Annotated in this window: 22 protein-coding genes; 20 read left to right on the forward strand and 2 right to left on the reverse strand. The window is 64.1% G+C overall.

Annotation, left to right across the window (positions count from 1 at the left end; genetic code table 11):
- Window positions 1-18 precede the first annotated feature (18 nt).
- From PNI01S_RS23570 to trpE, 9 genes are all read left to right on the forward strand, one after another.
- Window positions 19-648, forward strand: coding sequence for a response regulator (locus PNI01S_RS23570; RefSeq protein WP_024763597.1), 630 nt, complete (start codon window positions 19-21; stop codon window positions 646-648).
- 164 nt (window positions 649-812) lie between these two features.
- Window positions 813-1,850 carry an ABC transporter substrate-binding protein gene (locus PNI01S_RS23575; RefSeq protein WP_024763596.1) on the forward strand — a complete coding sequence of 346 codons (1,038 nt, stop codon included), beginning with the start codon at window positions 813-815 and terminating at the stop codon, window positions 1,848-1,850.
- Between the two features lie 180 nt (window positions 1,851-2,030).
- Window positions 2,031-3,140, forward strand: coding sequence for an ABC transporter ATP-binding protein (locus tag PNI01S_RS23580; protein WP_024763595.1), 1,110 nt, complete (start codon window positions 2,031-2,033; stop codon window positions 3,138-3,140).
- Window positions 3,141-3,208: 68 nt separating this feature from the next.
- Complete coding sequence (locus PNI01S_RS23585) at window positions 3,209-4,258, forward strand: ABC transporter substrate-binding protein (RefSeq protein WP_024763594.1); 1,050 nt, start codon at window positions 3,209-3,211, stop codon at window positions 4,256-4,258.
- Window positions 4,259-4,487: 229 nt separating this feature from the next.
- Window positions 4,488-5,735: an ABC transporter permease gene (locus PNI01S_RS23590; RefSeq protein WP_024763593.1), complete on the forward strand. Its 1,248-nt coding sequence runs from the start codon at window positions 4,488-4,490 to the stop codon at window positions 5,733-5,735.
- Window positions 5,736-5,748: 13 nt separating this feature from the next.
- Window positions 5,749-6,576, forward strand: a complete 828-nt coding sequence (locus PNI01S_RS23595; protein ID WP_024763592.1) for an ABC transporter permease — start codon at window positions 5,749-5,751, stop codon at window positions 6,574-6,576.
- 191 nt (window positions 6,577-6,767) lie between these two features.
- Window positions 6,768-7,442, forward strand: coding sequence for a ribulose-phosphate 3-epimerase (rpe, locus tag PNI01S_RS23600; RefSeq protein ID WP_038803512.1), 675 nt, complete (start codon window positions 6,768-6,770; stop codon window positions 7,440-7,442).
- On the forward strand, window positions 7,442-8,260 hold the full coding sequence (locus PNI01S_RS23605) for a phosphoglycolate phosphatase (protein ID WP_038803513.1): 819 nt from the start codon (window positions 7,442-7,444) through the stop codon (window positions 8,258-8,260). The genes rpe and PNI01S_RS23605 overlap by 1 nt, the downstream gene beginning before the upstream one ends.
- A gap of 213 nt (window positions 8,261-8,473) precedes the next feature.
- On the forward strand, window positions 8,474-9,967 hold the full coding sequence (gene trpE, locus PNI01S_RS23610) for an anthranilate synthase component I (protein WP_038803514.1): 1,494 nt from the start codon (window positions 8,474-8,476) through the stop codon (window positions 9,965-9,967).
- Between the two features lie 173 nt (window positions 9,968-10,140).
- Here the strand turns inward: trpE and PNI01S_RS23615 are convergent, their stop codons facing one another.
- Window positions 10,141-10,467, reverse strand: a complete 327-nt coding sequence (locus PNI01S_RS23615; RefSeq protein ID WP_024763591.1) for a pyocin activator PrtN family protein — start codon at window positions 10,465-10,467, stop codon at window positions 10,141-10,143.
- Window positions 10,468-10,588: 121 nt separating this feature from the next.
- Window positions 10,589-11,359 (reverse strand): XRE family transcriptional regulator, encoded by a 771-nt coding sequence (locus tag PNI01S_RS23620; RefSeq protein WP_054908045.1) that lies wholly within the window; start codon window positions 11,357-11,359, stop codon window positions 10,589-10,591.
- Between the two features lie 413 nt (window positions 11,360-11,772).
- Between PNI01S_RS23620 and PNI01S_RS23625 the strand changes: the two genes are divergently transcribed.
- From PNI01S_RS23625 to PNI01S_RS23675, 11 genes are all read left to right on the forward strand, one after another.
- Entirely contained in the window at window positions 11,773-11,982 is a 210-nt protein-coding gene (locus PNI01S_RS23625; RefSeq protein ID WP_084359398.1) for a TraR/DksA C4-type zinc finger protein, read from the forward strand.
- A 19-nt stretch (window positions 11,983-12,001) separates the two neighbouring features.
- Complete coding sequence (locus tag PNI01S_RS23630) at window positions 12,002-12,361, forward strand: PA0613 family protein (RefSeq protein WP_024763588.1); 360 nt, start codon at window positions 12,002-12,004, stop codon at window positions 12,359-12,361.
- A gap of 81 nt (window positions 12,362-12,442) precedes the next feature.
- Window positions 12,443-12,916 carry a GNAT family N-acetyltransferase gene (locus tag PNI01S_RS23635; protein WP_084359400.1) on the forward strand — a complete coding sequence of 158 codons (474 nt, stop codon included), beginning with the start codon at window positions 12,443-12,445 and terminating at the stop codon, window positions 12,914-12,916.
- Window positions 12,917-13,231: 315 nt separating this feature from the next.
- On the forward strand, window positions 13,232-13,576 hold the full coding sequence (locus PNI01S_RS23640) for a phage holin family protein (RefSeq protein WP_024763586.1): 345 nt from the start codon (window positions 13,232-13,234) through the stop codon (window positions 13,574-13,576).
- A 17-nt stretch (window positions 13,577-13,593) separates the two neighbouring features.
- A complete protein-coding gene (locus tag PNI01S_RS23645) occupies window positions 13,594-14,124 on the forward strand; it encodes a hypothetical protein (RefSeq protein WP_024763585.1) in 531 nt (176 codons plus the stop codon).
- Window positions 14,121-14,684 carry a phage baseplate assembly protein V gene (locus PNI01S_RS23650; protein WP_084359402.1) on the forward strand — a complete coding sequence of 188 codons (564 nt, stop codon included), beginning with the start codon at window positions 14,121-14,123 and terminating at the stop codon, window positions 14,682-14,684. Before PNI01S_RS23645 ends, PNI01S_RS23650 begins: the two co-directional genes overlap by 4 nt.
- Before the next feature lie 109 nt (window positions 14,685-14,793).
- Window positions 14,794-15,120 (forward strand): GPW/gp25 family protein, encoded by a 327-nt coding sequence (locus PNI01S_RS23655; RefSeq protein WP_024763583.1) that lies wholly within the window; start codon window positions 14,794-14,796, stop codon window positions 15,118-15,120.
- Window positions 15,117-16,007 (forward strand): baseplate assembly protein, encoded by an 891-nt coding sequence (locus tag PNI01S_RS23660; protein WP_084359404.1) that lies wholly within the window; start codon window positions 15,117-15,119, stop codon window positions 16,005-16,007. The genes PNI01S_RS23655 and PNI01S_RS23660 overlap by 4 nt, the downstream gene beginning before the upstream one ends.
- Entirely contained in the window at window positions 16,000-16,614 is a 615-nt protein-coding gene (locus tag PNI01S_RS23665) for a phage tail protein I (RefSeq protein WP_024763581.1), read from the forward strand. The genes PNI01S_RS23660 and PNI01S_RS23665 overlap by 8 nt, the downstream gene beginning before the upstream one ends.
- Window positions 16,605-18,947 carry a phage tail-collar fiber domain-containing protein gene (locus PNI01S_RS28695; RefSeq protein ID WP_231387833.1) on the forward strand — a complete coding sequence of 781 codons (2,343 nt, stop codon included), beginning with the start codon at window positions 16,605-16,607 and terminating at the stop codon, window positions 18,945-18,947. The genes PNI01S_RS23665 and PNI01S_RS28695 overlap by 10 nt, the downstream gene beginning before the upstream one ends.
- Before the next feature lie 8 nt (window positions 18,948-18,955).
- The gene (locus PNI01S_RS23675) at window positions 18,956-19,477 is read left to right on the forward strand and encodes a DUF4376 domain-containing protein (protein WP_205896297.1); all 522 of its coding nucleotides are present in this window, start codon (window positions 18,956-18,958) and stop codon (window positions 19,475-19,477) included.
- Window positions 19,478-19,540: the final 63 nt, after the last annotated feature.

Consider the following 19,540-nt stretch of genomic DNA (forward strand, 5'->3'; position numbering starts at 1 on the left):
GAAGCGGGAGGAAGGGCAGTGATTCGAGTGCTGGTGGCGGAAGACCATACGATCGTGCGCGAGGGCATCAAGCAACTGATCGGCATGGCCAAGGACCTGCAGGTGGTCGGCGAGGCCACCAATGGCGAGCAACTGCTCGAGAACCTGCGCCAGACCCCCTGCGAAGTGGTCCTGCTGGATATCTCGATGCCCGGCGTCAACGGCCTTGAGGCCATCCCGCGTATCCGCGCGCTGAACAATCCGCCGGCGATCCTGATGTTGTCGATGCACGACGAGGTGCAGATGGTCGCCCGCGCGCTGAAGGTCGGCGCCGCTGGCTACGCCACCAAGGACAGCGACCCGGCGCTACTACTGACGGCGATCCGCAAGGTCGCCAGCGGTGGCCGCTACATCGACCCGGACCTCGCCGACCGCATGGTCTTCGAAGTCGGCCTCACCGATTCGCGGCCGCCCCATGCGCTGCTTTCCGAGCGCGAGTTCTCGGTGTTCGAGCGCCTGGTGCACGGCGAGGGCGTCAACGAGATCGCCCAGCAACTGGCGGTCAGCAGCAAGACCATCAGTACCCACAAGGCGCGGCTGATGCAGAAACTCAATGCCAACTCGGTGGCCGATCTGGTGCGCTACGCCATGGAGCACAAGCTCGTCTGACCGACCCGTGCCGCCGGTTTGATCTGCGGCAGATGGCTCGCTGAATTTTCCCTTCACTCTGTGCGACGTGTCCGATTTCTGTAACAAACCGTCTATCTAGAGGGCGTGAGGCAGGGAATGATTGCCCGCTTCATGCGGTACGTCGTGATAACAAGGAGAAGAAGATGTTGCGAGCGGTAAGGGGAGGGCTGCTGTTCGGCCTGCTGGGGAGCGCTGCGATGCCGGCGCTGGCGGACTACGTTACGGTGATTTCCTTCGGTGGCGCGAACAAGGAAGCCCAGGAGGCGGCCTTCTACAAACCGTTCAAGGAAGTGACCGGCAACGCTGTCGTCCACGGCTCCTACAACGGCGACCTGGCCAAGCTCAAGCGCATGGTGGAAATCAGCCACGTCTCCTGGGACGTGGTGGAAGTCGAGGCCCCCGAACTCGCGCGCGGCTGCGAGGAAGGGCTGTTCATGAAGCTTGACCCCAAGACCCTGGGCAACACCGCCGATTTCGTTCCCGGCGCAGTGCAGCCGTGCGGCGTCGGCATCTTCGTCTGGACCACGCTGCTGGCCTACAACCAGAACAAGCTGCAGGGCACGCCCAGCAGTTGGGCGGATTTCTGGGACACGAAGAAATTCCCCGGCAAGCGCGGCCTGCGCTGGGGCGCGAAGTACAGCCTGGAATTCGCCCTGATGGCCGATGGTGTCGCGCCCAGGGACGTTTACAAGGTGCTCGCCAACAATGACGGCGTCGACCGCGCCTTCCGCAAGCTCGACGAACTGAAGCCGAACATCAACTGGTGGAAATCCGGGCAGGACCCGGTCCGTGATCTCGCCGACGGCACCGTGGTGATGAGCTCCGCCTACAACGGCCGGATCGCCGCCGCGCAGGGCGAGCAGAAGGGCTTCCGCATGGTCTGGGCCGGCGGTATCTACGACTTCGATTTCTGGGCGCTGCCCTCGGGCGTGTTCAAGAAGGAACTGGCCGAGCAATTCGTCAACTTCGCCGGCCAGCCGCAACAACAGAAGGCCTTCGCCGAAAACATTTCCTACGGCCCGACCAACCGCAAGGCGGTGGAGCTGCTGGCGCCGGACGTGGCTGCCAACCTGCCGACCGCGCCGCAGAACATCGCCAATGCCGTCGGCATGGACGTGGCGTTCTGGGCCGAGCACGGCGATGCGCTGGAGAAGCGCTTCCAGGCCTGGGCCAAGCGCTGATCCGCAGACTGCCGACCAATAGCTGGTCGGCAGTCGGTTTCCCTGATTTTTGTAGGGCGATCCCTACAAAGCATCCTCTCTAAGCCTTATAGCAATCTCTCATACCGCCCGATTTGCGCGCGGGTCCAGCTTCTCTAGGCTTGAGATCAACGGCATTTACAAAAAAACAAAGGTGCGGTGATGGCCGAGAATCAGGCAAACGATGTGCTGGTGAGTTTCCGTGGCGTGCAGAAGAGCTACGACGGCGAATCCCTCATCGTGAAGGACCTCAATCTGGACATTCGCAAAGGCGAATTCCTGACACTGCTGGGGCCGTCCGGTTCCGGCAAGACCACCAGCCTGATGATGCTGGCCGGTTTCGAAACTCCTACCGCCGGTGAAATCCAGCTCGCCGGCCGCGCCATCAACAACGTCCCCCCGCACAAGCGCGACATCGGCATGGTGTTCCAGAACTATGCGCTGTTCCCGCACATGACGGTGGCCGAGAACCTGGCCTTCCCGCTCTCCGTGCGCGGCATGAGCAAGACCGATGTCAGCGAGCGCGTGAAGCGTGCGCTGTCGATGGTCCAGCTCGACACCTTCGCCGGCCGTTATCCCGCCCAGCTTTCCGGTGGCCAGCAGCAACGTGTGGCCCTGGCCCGCGCGCTGGTCTTCGAGCCGCAACTGGTGCTGATGGACGAACCCCTGGGTGCGCTGGATAAACAGCTGCGTGAACACATGCAGATGGAGATCAAGCACATCCACCAGCGCCTGGGCGTGACCGTGGTCTACGTGACCCACGACCAGGGCGAAGCCCTGACCATGTCCGACCGCGTGGCCGTGTTCCACCAGGGCGAGATCCAGCAGATCGCCCCGCCGGCCGAGCTCTACGAGCACCCGCGCAACTCCTTCGTCGCCAACTTCATTGGCGAGAACAACCGCATCGCCGGCCAGCTCCAGGCCCGCGATGGCGACCGCTGCACCGTTGGCCTGGCCCGTGGCGAGAAGGTCGAGGCGCTGGCGGTGAACGTCGGCAATGTCGGCGACACCGTCAGCCTGTCGATCCGCCCAGAGCGCGTGCGCCTCAACGGCCACAGTGAAAACTGCGTCAACCGCTTCTCCGGCCGTGTCGCCGAATTCATCTACCTGGGCGACCACGTGCGCATTCGCCTGGAGGTCTGCGGCCGTACCGATTTCTTCGTCAAACAGCCGATCGCCGAGCTCGATCCCGCGCTCAGTGTTGGCGACGTGGTTCCGCTGGGCTGGGAAGTCGAGCACGTCCGCGCGCTCGACCCTCTGTCCGCGGCGTAACGAAAGCGGACCGGCCACTCCCGGACGCATCCAAGAAAAACAAACTGCACACTGTGGAGACAACAATAATGTCGAAGTCCTTGAAAGCATCGGGGCTCAAACTCGCAGCGCTGACTCTGGGCGTGGCCTTTGCGGCCCAGTCCATGGCCGCCACCGACCTGACCGTGGTGTCCTTCGGCGGTGCCAACAAGAACGCCCAGGTGAAGGCGTTCTACGAGCCCTACGAAAAATCCACCGGCAACAAGATCGTCGCCGGCGAATACAACGGCGAGATGGCCAAGGTGAAGGCCATGGTCGACACCAACAGCGTCTCCTGGGACCTGGTGGAAGTCGAATCGCCGGAACTGGCCCGCGGCTGTGACGAAGGCCTGTTCGAAGAAATCGACCCGGCCATCCTCGGCAAGGCCGAAGACTATGTGCCGGGCGCCGTCAGCAACTGCGGCGTCGGCTTCTTCGTGTGGTCTACCGTACTGGCCTACAACGCCGACAAACTGAAGAGCGCGCCGACCAGTTGGGCCGATTTCTGGGACACCCAGAAATTCCCGGGCAAGCGCGGCCTGCGCAAGGGCGCCAAGTACACACTGGAATTCGCCCTGATGGCCGACGGTGTCGCGCCCAAGGACGTCTACAAGGTGCTGGCCACCAAAGAAGGCCAGGACCGCGCCTTCAAGAAACTCGACCAGATCAAGCCGAACATCCAGTGGTGGGAAGCCGGCGCCCAGCCGCCGCAGTACCTCGCCTCCGGTGACGTGGTCATGAGCTCCGCCTACAACGGCCGCATCGCCGCCGTGCAGAAAGAGAGCAACCTGAAGATCGTCTGGAACGGCGGCATCTACGACTTCGACGCCTGGGCCATCCCCAAAGGCGCCAAGAAGAAGGACGAGAGCCTGAAGTTCATCGCCTTCTCGGTCCAGCCCGAGCAGCAGAAGACCTACTCCGAGAACATCGCCTACGGCCCGGTCAACAAGAACGCCGTACCGCTGCTGAGCAAGGACCTGCTGAAAGACATGCCGACCACCCCGGAAAACATGCAGGGCCAGGTGGGCATGGACGTGACCTTCTGGGCTGACTACGGCGAGCAGCTGGAGCAGCGCTTCAACGCCTGGGCTGCCAAGTAAGGGTCGCCGGCAAAACTGTTCTGGCGTTGCTGCCTGGCCGGGTACTGTCTGCGGCCAGGCGCCTAGCCAGAACCGCTTCGCTCAGTTTTGTCGACGACTCGCGTAACGTCCTAACCGTCGCGGCTGCCCGAGCCGCGACGGACCGGAGCCGCCGTTCCCCCTCGCGGCGGCTCCTCCTGACACCACACCTTGGCCGCTCCTAAGGCGGCCTGTTTTACCGGAGTTCGCTATGGCCACCGCTGTGTCTCTGAACGAGGTCGCCGGCCCCACCCTCAAGCAGCGCCTGGCGCGCGCGGAGCGGATGAACCGTCTGAAGTCCCAGGCGCTGGTGCTGCCCCTGCTGGTCTTCCTGCTGCTGACCTTCCTGGTGCCCATCGCGGCGCTGCTCTACAAGAGCGTGAACAACCCCGAGGTCGTCGGCGCGATGCCGCTGACGGTCAATGCCATCGCTGAATGGGACGGCAAATCGCTGCCCTCGGACGCGGTGTACAAGGCGCTGAGCGAAGACCTGGTCGCTGCGCGCAAGAACCAGACCATCGGTGACCTGTCCAAGCGCCTGAACATGGAACTGGCCGGCTACCGCAGCCTGCTGTCCAAGACTGCCCGCGCGCTGCCGTTCAAGGAGCAGCCGGCATCGTACAAGGACGCCATGGAAGCCCTCGACGAGCGCTGGGGCGACCCGGCCTACTGGCAGGCGATCCGCCGCAACGCCAGCTCCGTCACTCCCTATTACCTGCTGGCGGCGCTCGATCACCGCATCGACGACCTGGGCGAGATCGCCCGCGCCACGCCTGACCAGTCGATCTACCTGGACATCTTCGCCCGCACCTTCTGGATGGGCGCGGTGATCACCCTGATCTGCCTGGCGCTGGCCTACCCGCTGGCCTACCTGCTGGCGATCCTGCCGACGCGCAAGTCCAACCTGCTGATGATCATGGTGCTGCTGCCGTTCTGGACCTCGATCCTGGTGCGCGTCGCCGCGTGGATCGTGCTGCTGCAGTCGGGCGGCCTGATCAACGGCGCGCTGCTGAAGATGGGCCTGATCGACCAGCCGCTGCAGCTGGTGTTCAACCGCACCGGCGTGTACATCTCCATGGTGCACATCATGCTGCCGTTCATGATCCTGCCGATCTACAGCGTGATGAAGGGCATTTCCCCCAGCTACATGCGCGCCGCGATTTCCCTGGGTTGCCACCCGTTCGCCAGCTTCTGGAAGGTCTACTTCCCGCAGACCGTGGCCGGTGTCGGCGCCGGTTGCCTGCTGGTGTTCATCCTGTCGATCGGCTACTACATCACCCCGGCGCTGCTGGGCAGCCCGAACGACCAGATGGTCAGCTACTTCGTCGCCTTCTACACCAACACCACCATCAACTGGGGCATGGCCACGGCCCTGGGCGGCCTGCTGCTGTTCGCCACCCTGGTGCTCTATGTGATCTATGGCTGGCTGGTGGGCGCGAGCCGCCTGCGCCTGGGCTGATGAGGAGAAGAAGATGCTGAGCCCCTACATGTCCCCGATCGAGCGCGTGTGGTTCTACACCCTGCGCATCCTCTGCGGCCTGATCCTGCTGTTCCTGGTGCTGCCGGTACTGGTCATCGTGCCGCTGTCGTTCAACTCCGGCACCTTCCTGGTCTACCCGCTGCAGGGCTTCTCCCTGCGCTGGTACGCCGACTTCTTCAACTCTGCCGAGTGGATGCGCGCGCTGACCAACAGCATCATCGTCGCCCCGGCGGCCACCGTGCTGGCGATGGTCTTCGGCACCCTGGCGTCAATTGGCCTGACCCGCGGCGACTTCCGCGGCAAGGCGCTGATTATGAGCCTGGTGATCTCGCCGATGGTCGTGCCGGTGGTGATCATCGGCGTGGCCAGCTACCTGTTCTTCGCGCCGCTGGGCCTGGGCAACAGCTATATCTCGCTGATCATCGTCCACGCGGTGCTCGGTGTGCCCTTCGTCATCATCACCGTGTCGGCGACCCTGCAGGGTTTCAACTACAACCTGGTGCGCGCCGCCGCCAGCCTGGGCGCGCCGCCGGTGCTGACCTTCTTCAAGGTCACCCTGCCGCTGATCGCTCCCGGCGTGATTTCCGGTGCGCTGTTCGCCTTCGCCACGTCCTTCGATGAAGTCGTGGTGACCCTGTTCCTTGCCGGCCCCGAGCAGGCCACCCTGCCGCGTCAGATGTTCAGCGGCATCCGCGAGAACCTCAGCCCGACCATCGCCGCCGCGGCGACCCTGCTGATCGGTTTCTCCGTCCTGCTCCTGCTGACCCTCGAGTGGCTGCGCGGCCGCAGCGAGAAACTGCGTACCGCCCCGACTTCCTGAGTTCACAGTGTTTCGCGGACGTTCCCGTCGCCGTGCTCACCCACGGCGGCGGGACCGGTCCGCGATTTTTTTTGCCTGAATTTCCGCCTGGGCTTGCCCCGCTCGGCATCGACTATCGGCCCAGTCCCCTTCCAGCCGTCCGAGCGGCTACAATGCGCGCCATCCGTGATTTCCGCCCACAGAGGTGCGCCATGCAACCCTACGCCATCGCTCCGTCGATCCTGTCCGCCGATTTCGCCCGTCTGGGCGAGGACGTCGACAAGGTGCTCGCCGCCGGCGCCGACATCGTCCACTTCGATGTGATGGACAACCACTACGTGCCGAACCTGACCATCGGCCCGATGGTCTGTACGGCCCTGCGCAAGTACGGCGTCACCGCGCCCATCGATGTGCACCTGATGGTTTCCCCGGTGGATCGCATCATCGGCGACTTCATCGAAGCCGGCGCCACCTACATCACCTTCCACCCCGAAGCCACCCAGCACATCGACCGCTCCCTGCAACTGATCAAGGACGGCGGCTGCAAGGCCGGGCTGGTATTCAACCCGGCCACCCCGCTGGACGCGCTGAAGTACGTGATGGACAAGATCGACATGGTCCTGCTGATGAGCGTGAACCCCGGCTTCGGCGGGCAGAAGTTCATCCCCGGTACCCTCGACAAGCTGCGTGAAGCCCGCGCGCTGATCGACGCTTCCGGACGCGATATCCGCCTGGAAATCGACGGTGGGGTGAACGTGAAGAACATCCGCGAGATCGCCGCTGCTGGCGCCGACACCTTCGTCGCCGGTTCCGCCATCTTCAACGCACCGGACTACGCCGAGGTCATTCGCGCCATGCATGCCGAGCTGGCGCAGGCGCGCCAGTGATGAGCGCTGCACAACTGCCGTTCGCCGGGCTGCCGCGTCTGGTGATGTTCGACCTGGACGGCACCCTGGTGGACTCGGTCCCCGACCTCGCCGCGGCGGTGGACAAGATGCTGCTGGCGCTCGGGCGCCAGCCGGCCGGCCTGGACGCCGTGCGTCACTGGGTCGGCAACGGCGCGCGCGTACTGGTGCGCCGCGCCCTGGCGGGCGACATCGAACATGAAAGTGTCAGCGAGGAAGACACCGAGCGCGCGCTGGAACTCTTCATGGACGCCTACGCCGACAGCCACGCGTTGACCGTGGTCTACCCCGGCGTCATCGAGACGCTGAAGTGGCTGAAGAAGCGCGGCGTCGAGCTGGCGCTGATCACCAACAAGCCCGAGCGCTTCGTCGGTCCGCTGCTGGACGAGATGAAGCTGGGCAAGTTCTTCCGCTGGATCATCGGCGGCGACACCCTGCCGCAGCAGAAGCCCGACCCGGCCGCGCTGCTGTTCGTAATGAAGATGGCCGGTGTATCGGCAGAGCAGGCGCTGTTCGTCGGCGACTCGCGCAACGACATCCTTGCGGCCAAGGCCGCCGGCGTGCGCAGCGTTGGCCTGAGCTACGGCTACAACCACGGCCGCCCCATTGCCGAAGAAACCCCGACGCTGGTGCTCGACGACCTGCGCCATCTGCTGCCTTGCTTCGACTCGGGCAAAGCGATAGTGTTGCCCGACTCCGCTTCAAAACCCGCTCAGCGAGACAGCACCGTGGAAACGGCTCCCCACACACTCTGGATGAAAGTCATCAAGGCCCTGGCCCGCTGGCGCTGGCGCGCCTGACATCCTTTGGCCGGTACGACCGGCGTGTGTGCACCCAAGTCCGTTTCCCCCTCAGAGCCCGTTTACTATCTGCTGCGCGTCGGCGGCACTGCGTTGAAATCGCTTTCGAGATGCTCATTTACTGCGTGTAAACTCCGCTCTCTCAAGCGATTTCGCCTTGTTCCGCTCCAGCTCGCGAGATCCTAAACAGGCTCTTATTCCACGAGGCTGATCATGACCCGCGAAGAATTCCAGCGCCTGGCCGCCGAAGGCTACAACCGCATTCCTCTGACCTGCGAAACCCTTGCCGACTTCGACACACCGCTGTCGATCTACCTCAAGCTCGCCGACGGTCCGAACACCTACCTGCTCGAATCCGTGCAGGGCGGCGAGAAGTGGGGTCGCTACTCGATCATCGGCCTGCCCAGCCGCACCGTGCTGCGCGTCTACGGCCACCAGGCGAGCATCAAGGTCGACGGCGTCGAGACCGAGAGCTTCGAATGTGCCGACCCGCTGGCCTTCGTCGAAGCGTTCAAGGATCGCTACCGCGTGCCGACCATCGCCGGCCTGCCGCGCTTCAACGGCGGCCTGGTTGGCTACTTCGGCTATGACTGCGTGCGCTATGTCGAGCAGCGCCTGGCGCAGTGCCCGAACCCCGATCCGCTGAACAACCCCGACATCCTGCTGATGGTTTCTGATGCCGTGGTGGTGTTCGACAACCTCGCCGGCAAGATGCACGCGATCGTCCTTGCCGACCCGGCCCAGGCCGATGCCTACGACAAGGGCCTGGCGCAACTGGACGAGCTGCTGGAGCGCCTGCGCCAGCCGATCACTCCGCGCCGCGGCCTGGACTTCAGCGCCGTCAACGCCCCGGAGCCGCAATTCCGCGCCAGCTTCACCCGCGAGGACTACGAGCGGGCGGTGGATACCGTGAAGGAATACATCCTCGCCGGTGACTGCATGCAGGTCGTACCGTCGCAGCGCATGTCCATCGACTTCAGCGCTGCGCCCATCGACCTGTACCGCGCGCTGCGCTGCTTCAACCCGACGCCGTACATGTACTTCTTCAACTTCGGCGACTTCCATGTCGTCGGCAGCTCGCCGGAAGTCTTGGTGCGCGTCGAAGATGGCGAAGTCACCGTTCGCCCGATCGCCGGCACCCGCCCGCGTGGCGCGACCGAAGAGGCCGACCGCGCGCTGGAAGAAGACCTGCTGTCCGACGCCAAGGAAATCGCCGAGCACCTGATGCTCATCGACCTGGGCCGCAACGACGTCGGTCGCGTGTCGCAGACCGGCAGCGTGAAGGTCACCGAGCAGATGGTGATCGAGCGCTACTCCAACGTCATGCACATCGTGTCCAACGTCAACGGCCAGCTCAAGCCGGAGCTCTCGGCAATGGACGCGCTGCGCGCCATCCTGCCGGCCGGCACCCTGTCCGGCGCACCGAAGATCCGCGCCATGGAAATCATCGACGAGCTGGAGCCGGTCAAGCGTGGCGTCTACGGCGGCGCCGTGGGCTATCTCGCGTGGAACGGCAACATGGATACCGCCATCGCCATTCGCACCGCGGTGATCAAGAACGGCGAACTCCACGTGCAGGCCGGCGGCGGTATCGTCGCCGACTCGGTGCCGGCGGCAGAGTGGGAAGAAACCATCAACAAGCGCCGCGCCATGTTCCGCGCCGTCGCGCTGGCCGAGCACACTGCCAAGGCGCATGGTCGCGATTGAGTTGCTGATTGACTGAAAAAGCCCCGCTTCGGCGGGGCTTTTACTTTTGTGATTGCCGCTTGCCTAAGTGACTTACTGTCGACTCCAGATTGCCACTCTTCCTTGAGGAGAGGGCTGATCCCCGCGCCGAAGCGCCCTAATGGCACAGCACATGATGTATCGCACGCTGGGACTTAACCTGCCTGCCGCGCCTCCACCACCTGCAAGCCCGCCTTGCGCTGGGCCAACGCGGCATCGGCCTTCTGCGAGCGCTCTTCCACATAAGCCGCCAGATGATCCACCGCGACGTACTGCATCGCCTTGTGGCTGTCATCCAGCGTGGTCACCGGCAGGGCGATGCGCCCGCAGGACAACGCCTTGCTGAAATTCTCCCGGTTCAGGTTGCGGAACCAGCGCTCGCGCACCTGCTCCAGCGGCACCAGGACGTCCCCGAAGATCTGATAGACCAGGCTCACCGTCTCCGGGCGCGGGGCGGGGCGAATATCGGTGGTCGACTGCATGGGACTCTCCTGTTCCGATGGTGGTGGCGACAGGAGAAAATATAGCAAAGGTTGTATTTCTTTTCAATCGCCGCGCAGAGAAAACCCCGCCGAAGCGGGGTTCATTACCAGCAGGCGACGCTCAGCGAACCAGGGTCGGTGCGCGGCGATGGCGTACCGTCGACCACCAGAACACCCAGCCGATCATGCGGATCTGCCCGCTGTCGAACTGCTCCGCCGGGTACTCCTCGTCAGGGTATTCATCGCGGTTGAAGCTGCGCAGGCGGATGCCGCCGCCAGGCAGGCGATAGACGAACTTCACCCGCAGCATACCCTCGTGTTCCAGGGCGTAGATCTCACCGTCGGTGATATGCGTGGTGGCCGTGTCGATGCCGATGGTGGAGCCATCCATGATCAGCGGCTCCATGCTGTTGCCGGTGAGCTGGGCGCAGATCGCCGCCGCCGGGTCGACCCCCGCAGCGCGCAAGGTGGCGTACGAGAAACGCAGCTTGCGCCCCTCTATCTCGCGCACCGCGGTGCGGCCGGCGCCAGCCGCCAGTTCCACTTCCTTGTACAGGCGTAGTTCCACTTCGTCCTCGTCCAGCGGTGTGTCGCTATCCCATGGGTGCAGCGGTTCCAGCCGCAGCGGGCTGCCATCGGCCGGACGCACTACCGGCGCGCTGGTGGTGGCCGCCGGCGAGCCTTCTCCGGTCGCCAGCCAGGTCGGCGAGACGCCCAGGGCGCTGGCGATCTCGATCAGCTTGCGCGTGCTCTGCGCCTTGCCCGAGGTCAGCTTGTGGATGGTGTTCTGCGAAACCCCGGCGGCTTCGGCCAGGGTTTCCTGTTTCAGGTTGCGCGAGGCCATCGCCTGTTTGAGGCGGTCTGCCAGCGTCGATGAGGGTGAGTTTTCCATGGGGGCACTCTACCTCCTGGGTTGTAGGCTGTAAATAGCTTTGGTGTTGACTAAATATAGCCATGGTTGTAATCATAAAGCCAGCAGCCGACCGAATCGATGAATACCGGTTCGGCTGAAGGGAGGCGAACGGCTTCCCCCTCTCCGCGGCAAGGACGCCGCGGGTTGCCTGCGAAGCGCGATGCGCCGGGCAGGCTGGAGGGCGCGGGCAGGCCAGGGAGGTGCTGCCCGCGCACCGGCAAGGGACGCCGCCACGATGGTCAGGCGTCCGCGACGAACAGATCGCGACTGACCACCACAGGCCGACCGAAGGCTCGGCGACCACGGAGGGCAGGTCGCCAGGAGGACCTTCATGAATCAACACCTGCAACACGCCAGGCATTGCGTACCCGCCGTCGATACGGAGGTGCGTCGTGGCTGATATCGCTGACTACGCCAACGATCTGGTGCTCCACCGGATCGAAGACCTGCTGCACAGCCGCCGTTCCCGCCTGGCGGTCAGCTCCGCCGAGTATTGCGAAGACTGCGGCGACGATATTCCCCCCGCACGTCGACTGGCCGCGCCGGGCTGTACGCGCTGCATCGACTGCCAGGCAATGGACGAACTGGAGCGGCGGCACTGAGCCGCCAGGGAGCAATGCCGTGATCAAGCCAATCGATGAAATGCTCAAGCTCTGGGCCGAGGAAATGCACAATCCGGGTAGCGCCGGCGGTGGTTACGCGGGGGGCAACCTGCTGGCGATGATGATTGCCAACAGGGGCGAAATGATCCGCGGTACCCGGGGCAGCAAGGTGATCCTCGATCGCGTCGCCGAACTGGACCTGATCATCAACCAGTTGCCGGACGAGCAGAAGGACGTCGTCACCGAGCACTACCTCAACCGCGACAGCGAAGCCGCACAGAAGTACCGGCACTGCCGCTGCAGCCGCAACACCTTCTACCTGCGCCTGCATGTGGCGCACCAGAGCATCCAGTCGCGGCTGATGCGCCGCGCTGCCTGAATCCTTCCTGCCCTTCCGAAGCCCGGCCCTGCGCCGGGCTTCGTGCTTTTCCTGGGGTGCCTTGAGCTATGCTCGCGCCCCATGAAAACGCCTATTCTTCTCCGCCGCGCTGAACCGTCCGACACCGATGCCATCCTGCGCATCCTCGGCGAAACCTATGAAGCCACCTGGAAGCCCGCGCTCAGTACCCAAGCCATCGCGCGCTTCGGGTCTTCCGCACATACCGTCGCCTATGTGCGCGAGCGCCTGCCGCATTTCCAGGTCGCCTGCATCGATGGCGAGATCGTCGGCCTGCTCGATTGGCGCGACGACTTCATCGATGCCCTGCACGTCTCACCCGGCCAGCAGCGCCGCGGCATTGGTGCTGTGTTGCTGGATCACGCGGAGCGGAATATCCGCGCAGCAGGTTTCGCCCGGGCCCGGCTGGAGACCGACACCTTCAACCAGCAGGCGCGCGCTTTCTATGGCAAGCAGGGCTATGCGGAGGTCGATTTCTACCCGGATGAGGAGTGGCACAGCGGCTTTACCACCGTGCTGATGAGCAAGGTGCTCTGAAATTTCAGACGCTGGATTTCGGCGTTTCGGCAGCACATTACGGTGTGTCATCTGCGTATTGCAGCGCATTCCCTAAGAAGCCTTGTTCCGGCGGGAATCGGGGGGTAAAAAGTAGTCATTCTTGTAAAGGTGCGTCCCCAGGGAGCACAACGCGAAACCCCGAAAAGCCCGGTCTCAGCGCCGGGCTTTTTCATGCCCGCGTTTTTTGAACCGCCGATTCGGCGGGCGGCCGGCGAGCTTGCCGGCAGTGATCCCCGGCCGGCTGATAGCCGCCGGTTTCGCCCGTTCGCGGGCGTCTTTATCCAAGGTGAGCCAATGGGCAACGAACCTCAGACCCTGGCCGACGTGCCTTTGTGGGGGCTGATCCTGCTTGCGGTTGCGGGCGGCATCAGCGGTGAAATGTGGCGCGCCGACAAGGCGGGCCTGGGCGGCTGGCGATTGCTGCGACGCCTGGCGCTGCGTTCCGGCGCTTCCATCGTCTGCGGCATGGCGGTGATGTTCCTGGCCATGGCCTGCGGCGCCTCGCTGACCCTCGCTGCGGCCATCGGCAGCCTGACCGCGGCGGCCGGTGCGGAGATCGCCGTCGGCCTTTATGAACGCTGGGCGGCGAAGCGCCTGGGCGTCTGCGAACTGCCGCCGAGCGAGCGCGGACAAGAGTGATGCTTCAAGGAGACGACATGTCCGAACAACCTTTGACCCTCGCCCTGCTGCTCGACACGGTGGAGCAGGCGCTATCCACACGATTGACTGAGATCGGCGCCTTTCTGCGTGGCCCACTCAAGCAAGCGCCGGCGACACTTCCTGCGCTGGCGCTGGAGTACGCCGGCCTGCTGCCCGGCCGTGATCCCGGCAATGGGCAGACCGCACTGGTCTGCCGACTCCAGGCGCGCATTCTGGTAGCAAGGGATGACGCGCAAGCCGAGGCCTTTGCACTGCGCAACGTCGCCGCGCTGGCCATGCTATTGCGCGCCCAGAACTGGGGGCTGGAACTGGAGCCGGTCAGCTTCATCCAGGCCCAGCCGGACAGCGAAAGTCCTGCGCTGGCGACGTGCCGGGCGTGGCTGGTCGAGTGGCAGCAACCGGTATTGCTCGGTGAAACGGAATGGCCGTGGGAAGACCAGCCGCCGGGCAGCCTGGTGCTGGGGTTCGATCCCGAGACCGGGCCCGGCCATGAGGACGACTACTTCGACCCTGGAGCGCTGCAATGAACCAGGACTACGTGAGTGCCGAGCACGACCGCATGCTGGCTGCGCTGGTCATGCCATGCGAGGTGGTAGCGGTGGACCTGGCGGCGGCGCGGGTACGCGTTCGGTCCGGCGAGTGGACCAGCGCCTGGGTGCGCTGGCACGCACAGGCCGCTGGTGCCGCTCGGCACTGGCGCGCGCCGAGCCTGGGCGAGCAGGGCGTATTGCTGAGCCCGTCAGGCATGGCCGCGATGGGCACCTTCGTGCCCGGCTTGTTCGGGGCGGCAGCGGCTGCACCGAACAATCGCGGCGAGGTGGCGAGCTGGCATTTCCCCGATGGCGCGGTGCTGAGCTACGACTGGCAGGCGCATCGCTACGATCTGCAACTGCCTGCCGGCAGTGCAACGGTGAAGGTCGGCGGTACCCAGGTGGTGATCGATCCGGGTGCGGTGACCGTCTCTGCCGCGAGCATCCAGCTGACCGGGCCGGTGAACATCAAGGGCGCGCTGACGGTGAACGGCAATATCAGCAGCACCGGCTCGATCATGGACACCGCCGGCAACAGCAATCACCACACCCACTGACGACAGTCGATTATCAACCCGGGCCCGCCATGTGCGGGCCTTTGCATTTCTGGAGACCTGCCATGGGCAAAGAATCCTGTGCGCACCCTGAGTGGCGGAGGGCGCGGCCATGATCGGCATGGATCGGCGCAACGGTCAGCCGCTCAGTGGGCTGGCACACCTGAAACAATCCATCGAGGACATCCTCGGTACGCCGCTGGGCAGTCGACGCATGCGCCCCGAGTACGGCAGTCGCCTGCGGCGCATGGTCGACCTGCCGGTGACCGAGGGCTGGAAGGGCGCGGTGCAGGCGGAAGTGGCCCGCGCCATCGGCCGCTGGGAGCCGCGCCTGCGCCTGAGTTCCGTGCAGGTGACGGCGGTGATGGGCGGGCGCGTTTCGCTGCGCTTGCGCGGCATCTATCTGGGTGACGAAGTTGGTCTGGAGGTGGCGGCATGAGCCTCATCGACCTGTCCCAGTTGCCCGCCCCGGAAGTGGTGGAAAACCTCGACTACGAGAGCCTCTACGACGAGCTGCTGGCAGATTTCCGCAGTGCCATGGGTGAGGCCTGGAGCGCCGCGCTGGAGTCCGATCCGGTGGTCAAGCTGCTGGAGTTGGCGGCCTACCGGGAGCTGCTGCTGCGCGCCCGGATCAACGACGCCGCCCGTGCCGTGATGCTCGGCTACGCGACCCAGGGCGACCTCGATCAACTGGCCGCCGGTTACAACGTCAAGCGCCTGGTGATCCAGCAGGCGGACGCCACCACCTCGCCGCCGACACCGGCCGTGCTGGAGGGTGACGACTCGCTGCGCAACCGCACCCAGTTGGCCTTCGATCAGCTTTCGGTGGCCGGCCCGCGCAACGCCTATGTGGCCTTCGCGCTCGGCGCCGACGGGCGCATCGCCGACGTCTCGGCGGTCAGCCCGCAGCCGTGCGAAGCACTGGTCAGCGTGCTGTCTTCCGAGGGCAACGGCGCTGCCTCGGAAGGGCTGCTCCAGGCGGTGCGCACGGCTCTGAACGATGAGGATGTGCGCCCGGTAGGCGACCGCCTCACGGTGCAGTCCGCCGCCATCGTGCCTTACCAGGTCGATGCCGTGCTCTACATCTACCCGGGGCCGGAGGCCGAGCTGATCCAGCAGGCTGCCGAGGCTTCGCTGCAGAGCTACATCGCTACCCAGCGCCGCATCGGCCGGGATATCCGTCGTAGCGCGCTGTTTGCCGCCCTGCATGTGGAAGGCGTGCAGCGTGTCGAACTGGCGAAGCCGGCAGCCGACGTGGTGCTCGACTCCACCCAGGCGGCCTATTGCAGCGGCTACCAGATCCGCGTCGGTGGCTCCGATGAGTAGCCGCCTGCTGCCGATCAACTCGACGCCGCTGGAGCGTGCGCTGGCCGATGTGCAGGTCGGTGACCTGCCGGTACCCCTGCGCGAGCTGATGGACCCGCAACGCTGCCCGGTCGCGCTGCTGCCCTATCTCGCCTGGGCCTGGTCGGTGGACCGCTGGGACCCGGCCTGGAACGAGGCGGTGAAGCGCAAGGCGGTGGCCGCTGCGTTCCGCATCCATCAGCACAAGGGAACCATCGCCGCGCTCCGGCGGGTGATTGAGCCGCTGGGTTACCTGATCGAGATCATCGAGTGGTGGCAGGGCTCGCCCATGGGCGAGCCGGGCACCTTCCGCCTGCGCATCGGCGTACTCGACAGCGGTATCAGCGAAGAGATGTACCAGGAGGTGGAGCGTCTGATCGAGGACGCCAAGCCGCTCACGCGGCACCTCATCGGGCTGGATATCAGCCTGGAATCCCAGGGGCGGATTACCGTCGGCTCCGGGCAATACGACGGCGACATCGTCACCGTCTATCCCTACCTCCCGGATGTGATCGAAGCGATCGGCAGCCACGGCTTGCCGGGCCGGGAGCACACCATCGATAGCTTGAGTGTCTACCCATGGCAGTAACCTACTACGCACTACTCACCACGATCGGTGCCGGCAAGCTGGCGAATGCCACTGCGCTGGGCACCTCCCTGAAAATCACCCAGCTCGCCGTCGGCGACGGCGGCGGCAACGTACCGACGCCCGATGCCAGCCGCACGACTCTGGTCAACGAAGTCCGTCGTGCGCCGCTGAACCGGCTGAGTGTCGACCCGGCGAACAGCTCGCAGATCATCGCCGAACAGGTCATCCCCGAGGACGTGGGTGGCTGGTGGATCCGCGAGATGGGCCTGTACGACGAAGCCGGCGCGCTGATCGCCTACGCCAACTGCGCGCCCTCCTATAAACCGCAACTGGCCGAAGGCAGCGGCCGCACCCAGACCGTGCGTATCGTGCTGATCGTCAGCAACGCGGCGTCGGTGGAGTTGAAGATCGATCCGAGTGTGGTGTTGGCAACTCGCGAGTACGTCGATAGCGCCATCGTCAGCGCGATGAACCGTCAGGACATCAAGAAATCGGTTCGGGTGGCCACCACTGCCAGCATCACGCTCAGCAACACCCAGACCGTTGACGGGGTGGCGCTGAGCATCGGTGACCGAGTCCTGGTGAAGAACCAGACCAACGGCAGCCAGAACGGTATTTACACAGTTGCCACTGGCGCCTGGATTCGAGCCGACGATGCCGACGAAAGCGCCGAAGTCACGCCTGGGCTCACTGTGCCTGTTGAGAGTGGCACGCAGAACGCGGACACCATCTGGCTGCTGATCACCGACGCTCCTATCGTTCTTGGCACCACTGCGCTGGCATTCCAGAACATCACCAACGGCCTCGCTCGGCTGCAGTCGCCAGCCTTTACCGGCTCGCCAACTGCGCCTACGCCTGCCACTGCGTCGAGCGATGCGAGCATTGCAACCACGGCTTTTGTCCGTGCTGCCATGGCTTTGTTCGGCATCGGCAATACTTCGGTTGCGCCGACTCTCGCCGACTTCAACGACGAAAGCCAGGGAGCGGGTTTTTACTACACCGGCTCTGCAACGCTGAACCCGCCACCGGGTACTTCGGGACAAGGCTTCGTTCTGTACAAGGTCTATGGCACTGGTGCGTTCCAGCTATTCAGCCAGTATGGTCACGCCAACCTCATGTACCGCAGCAAATCCGGCACTGCATGGACCAACTGGCGTCAAGTGGGACGAGAGGCTCTTCGGCTTGTTGGTTTGGGTGATGTTGACGTCAATGTCATTAATGACATCGATGATGCCACTGTGGGTAGTGGCATGTACTACACCAGTTCGACAGACCCTAACCGCCCGCTGGGCACCAACGGAATAGTTCTGCACAAGATCACTGGCAGCGCGGGCTTCCAACTGTTCCAGCCAGGTGGCCTTGACCGCCTGGTGTACCGCCGACGTGCTGGTGGTGTTTGGCAGGGCTGGCGTGACATTGACTCCAATGTCTTTGGCATCGGCAGCACGACGTTCCAGCCCCATTGGCCTAATGCCAGCCTTGATGACTGTACGGGCGTGCTGACCGGTATTTACCGCACCATTTCCACTACGACGGCCGGGTTGCCCGCAGGCGTAAACACGGCGTCCGTCGTGAAGTTCTGGATCCGCGACGCTCTGTCTGCTGGCGTCTATCAGGTTGTGCAAGAACTGATCAACACCACCACTGGAAAGCGATTTACCCGCGTTGCTCCCAGTAATGGCACTGCAGTTGCCCCCAATTGGAGTGCGTGGCGGGAAGAGGCGTACACCGACAGCCCGGCATTCACCGGGGTGCCAACTGCGCCGACGGCAGCAGCAGGTGCGGATTCCACGCAATTGGCTACGACTGCATTTGTCCAGTCTGCAGTCTCCGCGGTAACGGGGGCTGCACCCGCGACACTGAATACCCTGGCCAAGCTTGCAACGGCTCTGAACAACGACCCGGCGCTAGCCGCGACAATCAACAGTGCGTTGGCACTCAAGGCGCCCCTGGCAAGCCCGGCGTTGACTGGGGCCCCTACGGTACCGACTGCGGCTGCCGGCGCAAACTCGGCGCAGATTGCCAACACTGCGTTTGTCCAGAATGCCCTGGCGTTTGCTTCGGGCAAGAGCGTCTATGGCGGTTACCAAGCGCTTCCTGGAGGGACGATGCTCCAGTACGGTGCGTTTCTGATCTCGGAGAATGGGAAGTTCACCGGCAGTTTCCCGATTGCGTTCCCGACGGCCTGCGTTGCCTTGGTGGTTTCGAGCCCCGGCTACAACTACATCCTCAATGGTGAGGGGATCAGCAGGACGCAATACACCATCGAGGGCTACACGTTGGCGGGAGCCATCGCTAACGTTGGCTTCCGTTGGATTGCCATTGGCTATTGAGGTGATTCATGACGATCTTTTACTCGCCCCAAACGCGGGGCTTTTATGTTGATAGCGTCCACGGCGAGTCGATTCCGGATGACCGGATCGAAGTATCCGAAGACAAGCACTGGGAATTGTTGGCCGGCCAGCAGGAAGGCAACTCCATCGTCGTTGTCGATGGCACACCTGTTCTGCAAAAACTGGACGTTGAGAGAACAACCGAGGAGTGGGAGCGGAGCATTGCTCATCGACGCTATTCCGAGGAAATTTCTGGCATCGAGGTTGCGGGTGCGCGATTCGAAACTACCCGAGACAGCCAAAGCCTCATCGGCAGCGCAGTAGTACATGCGATGGATAATCCCAATTACACCTGTCTTTGGAAAACGGACGATGGATTCAAGGAGATGAGCGGTGCTGAATTGCGTTCGGTACTGAGCGAGGTCCGAGCCCACGTTCAGGCGTGCTTCGATCGCGAAGCCGTTCTACTCGATCACCTGAAGGCTGGCACCTTGACTGTGTCCATGCTCGATGAGGGCTGGCCTGCCTGACTCGACCACTGTAACTCCGCCCGCCACACGCTGTGGCCTGGGCAAACCACCCAACCGCCTCCC

Origin of the sequence: Pseudomonas nitroreducens NBRC 12694, from assembly GCF_002091755.1 — a bacterium.
Classification (GTDB): Bacteria; Pseudomonadota; Gammaproteobacteria; order Pseudomonadales; family Pseudomonadaceae; genus Pseudomonas; species Pseudomonas nitroreducens.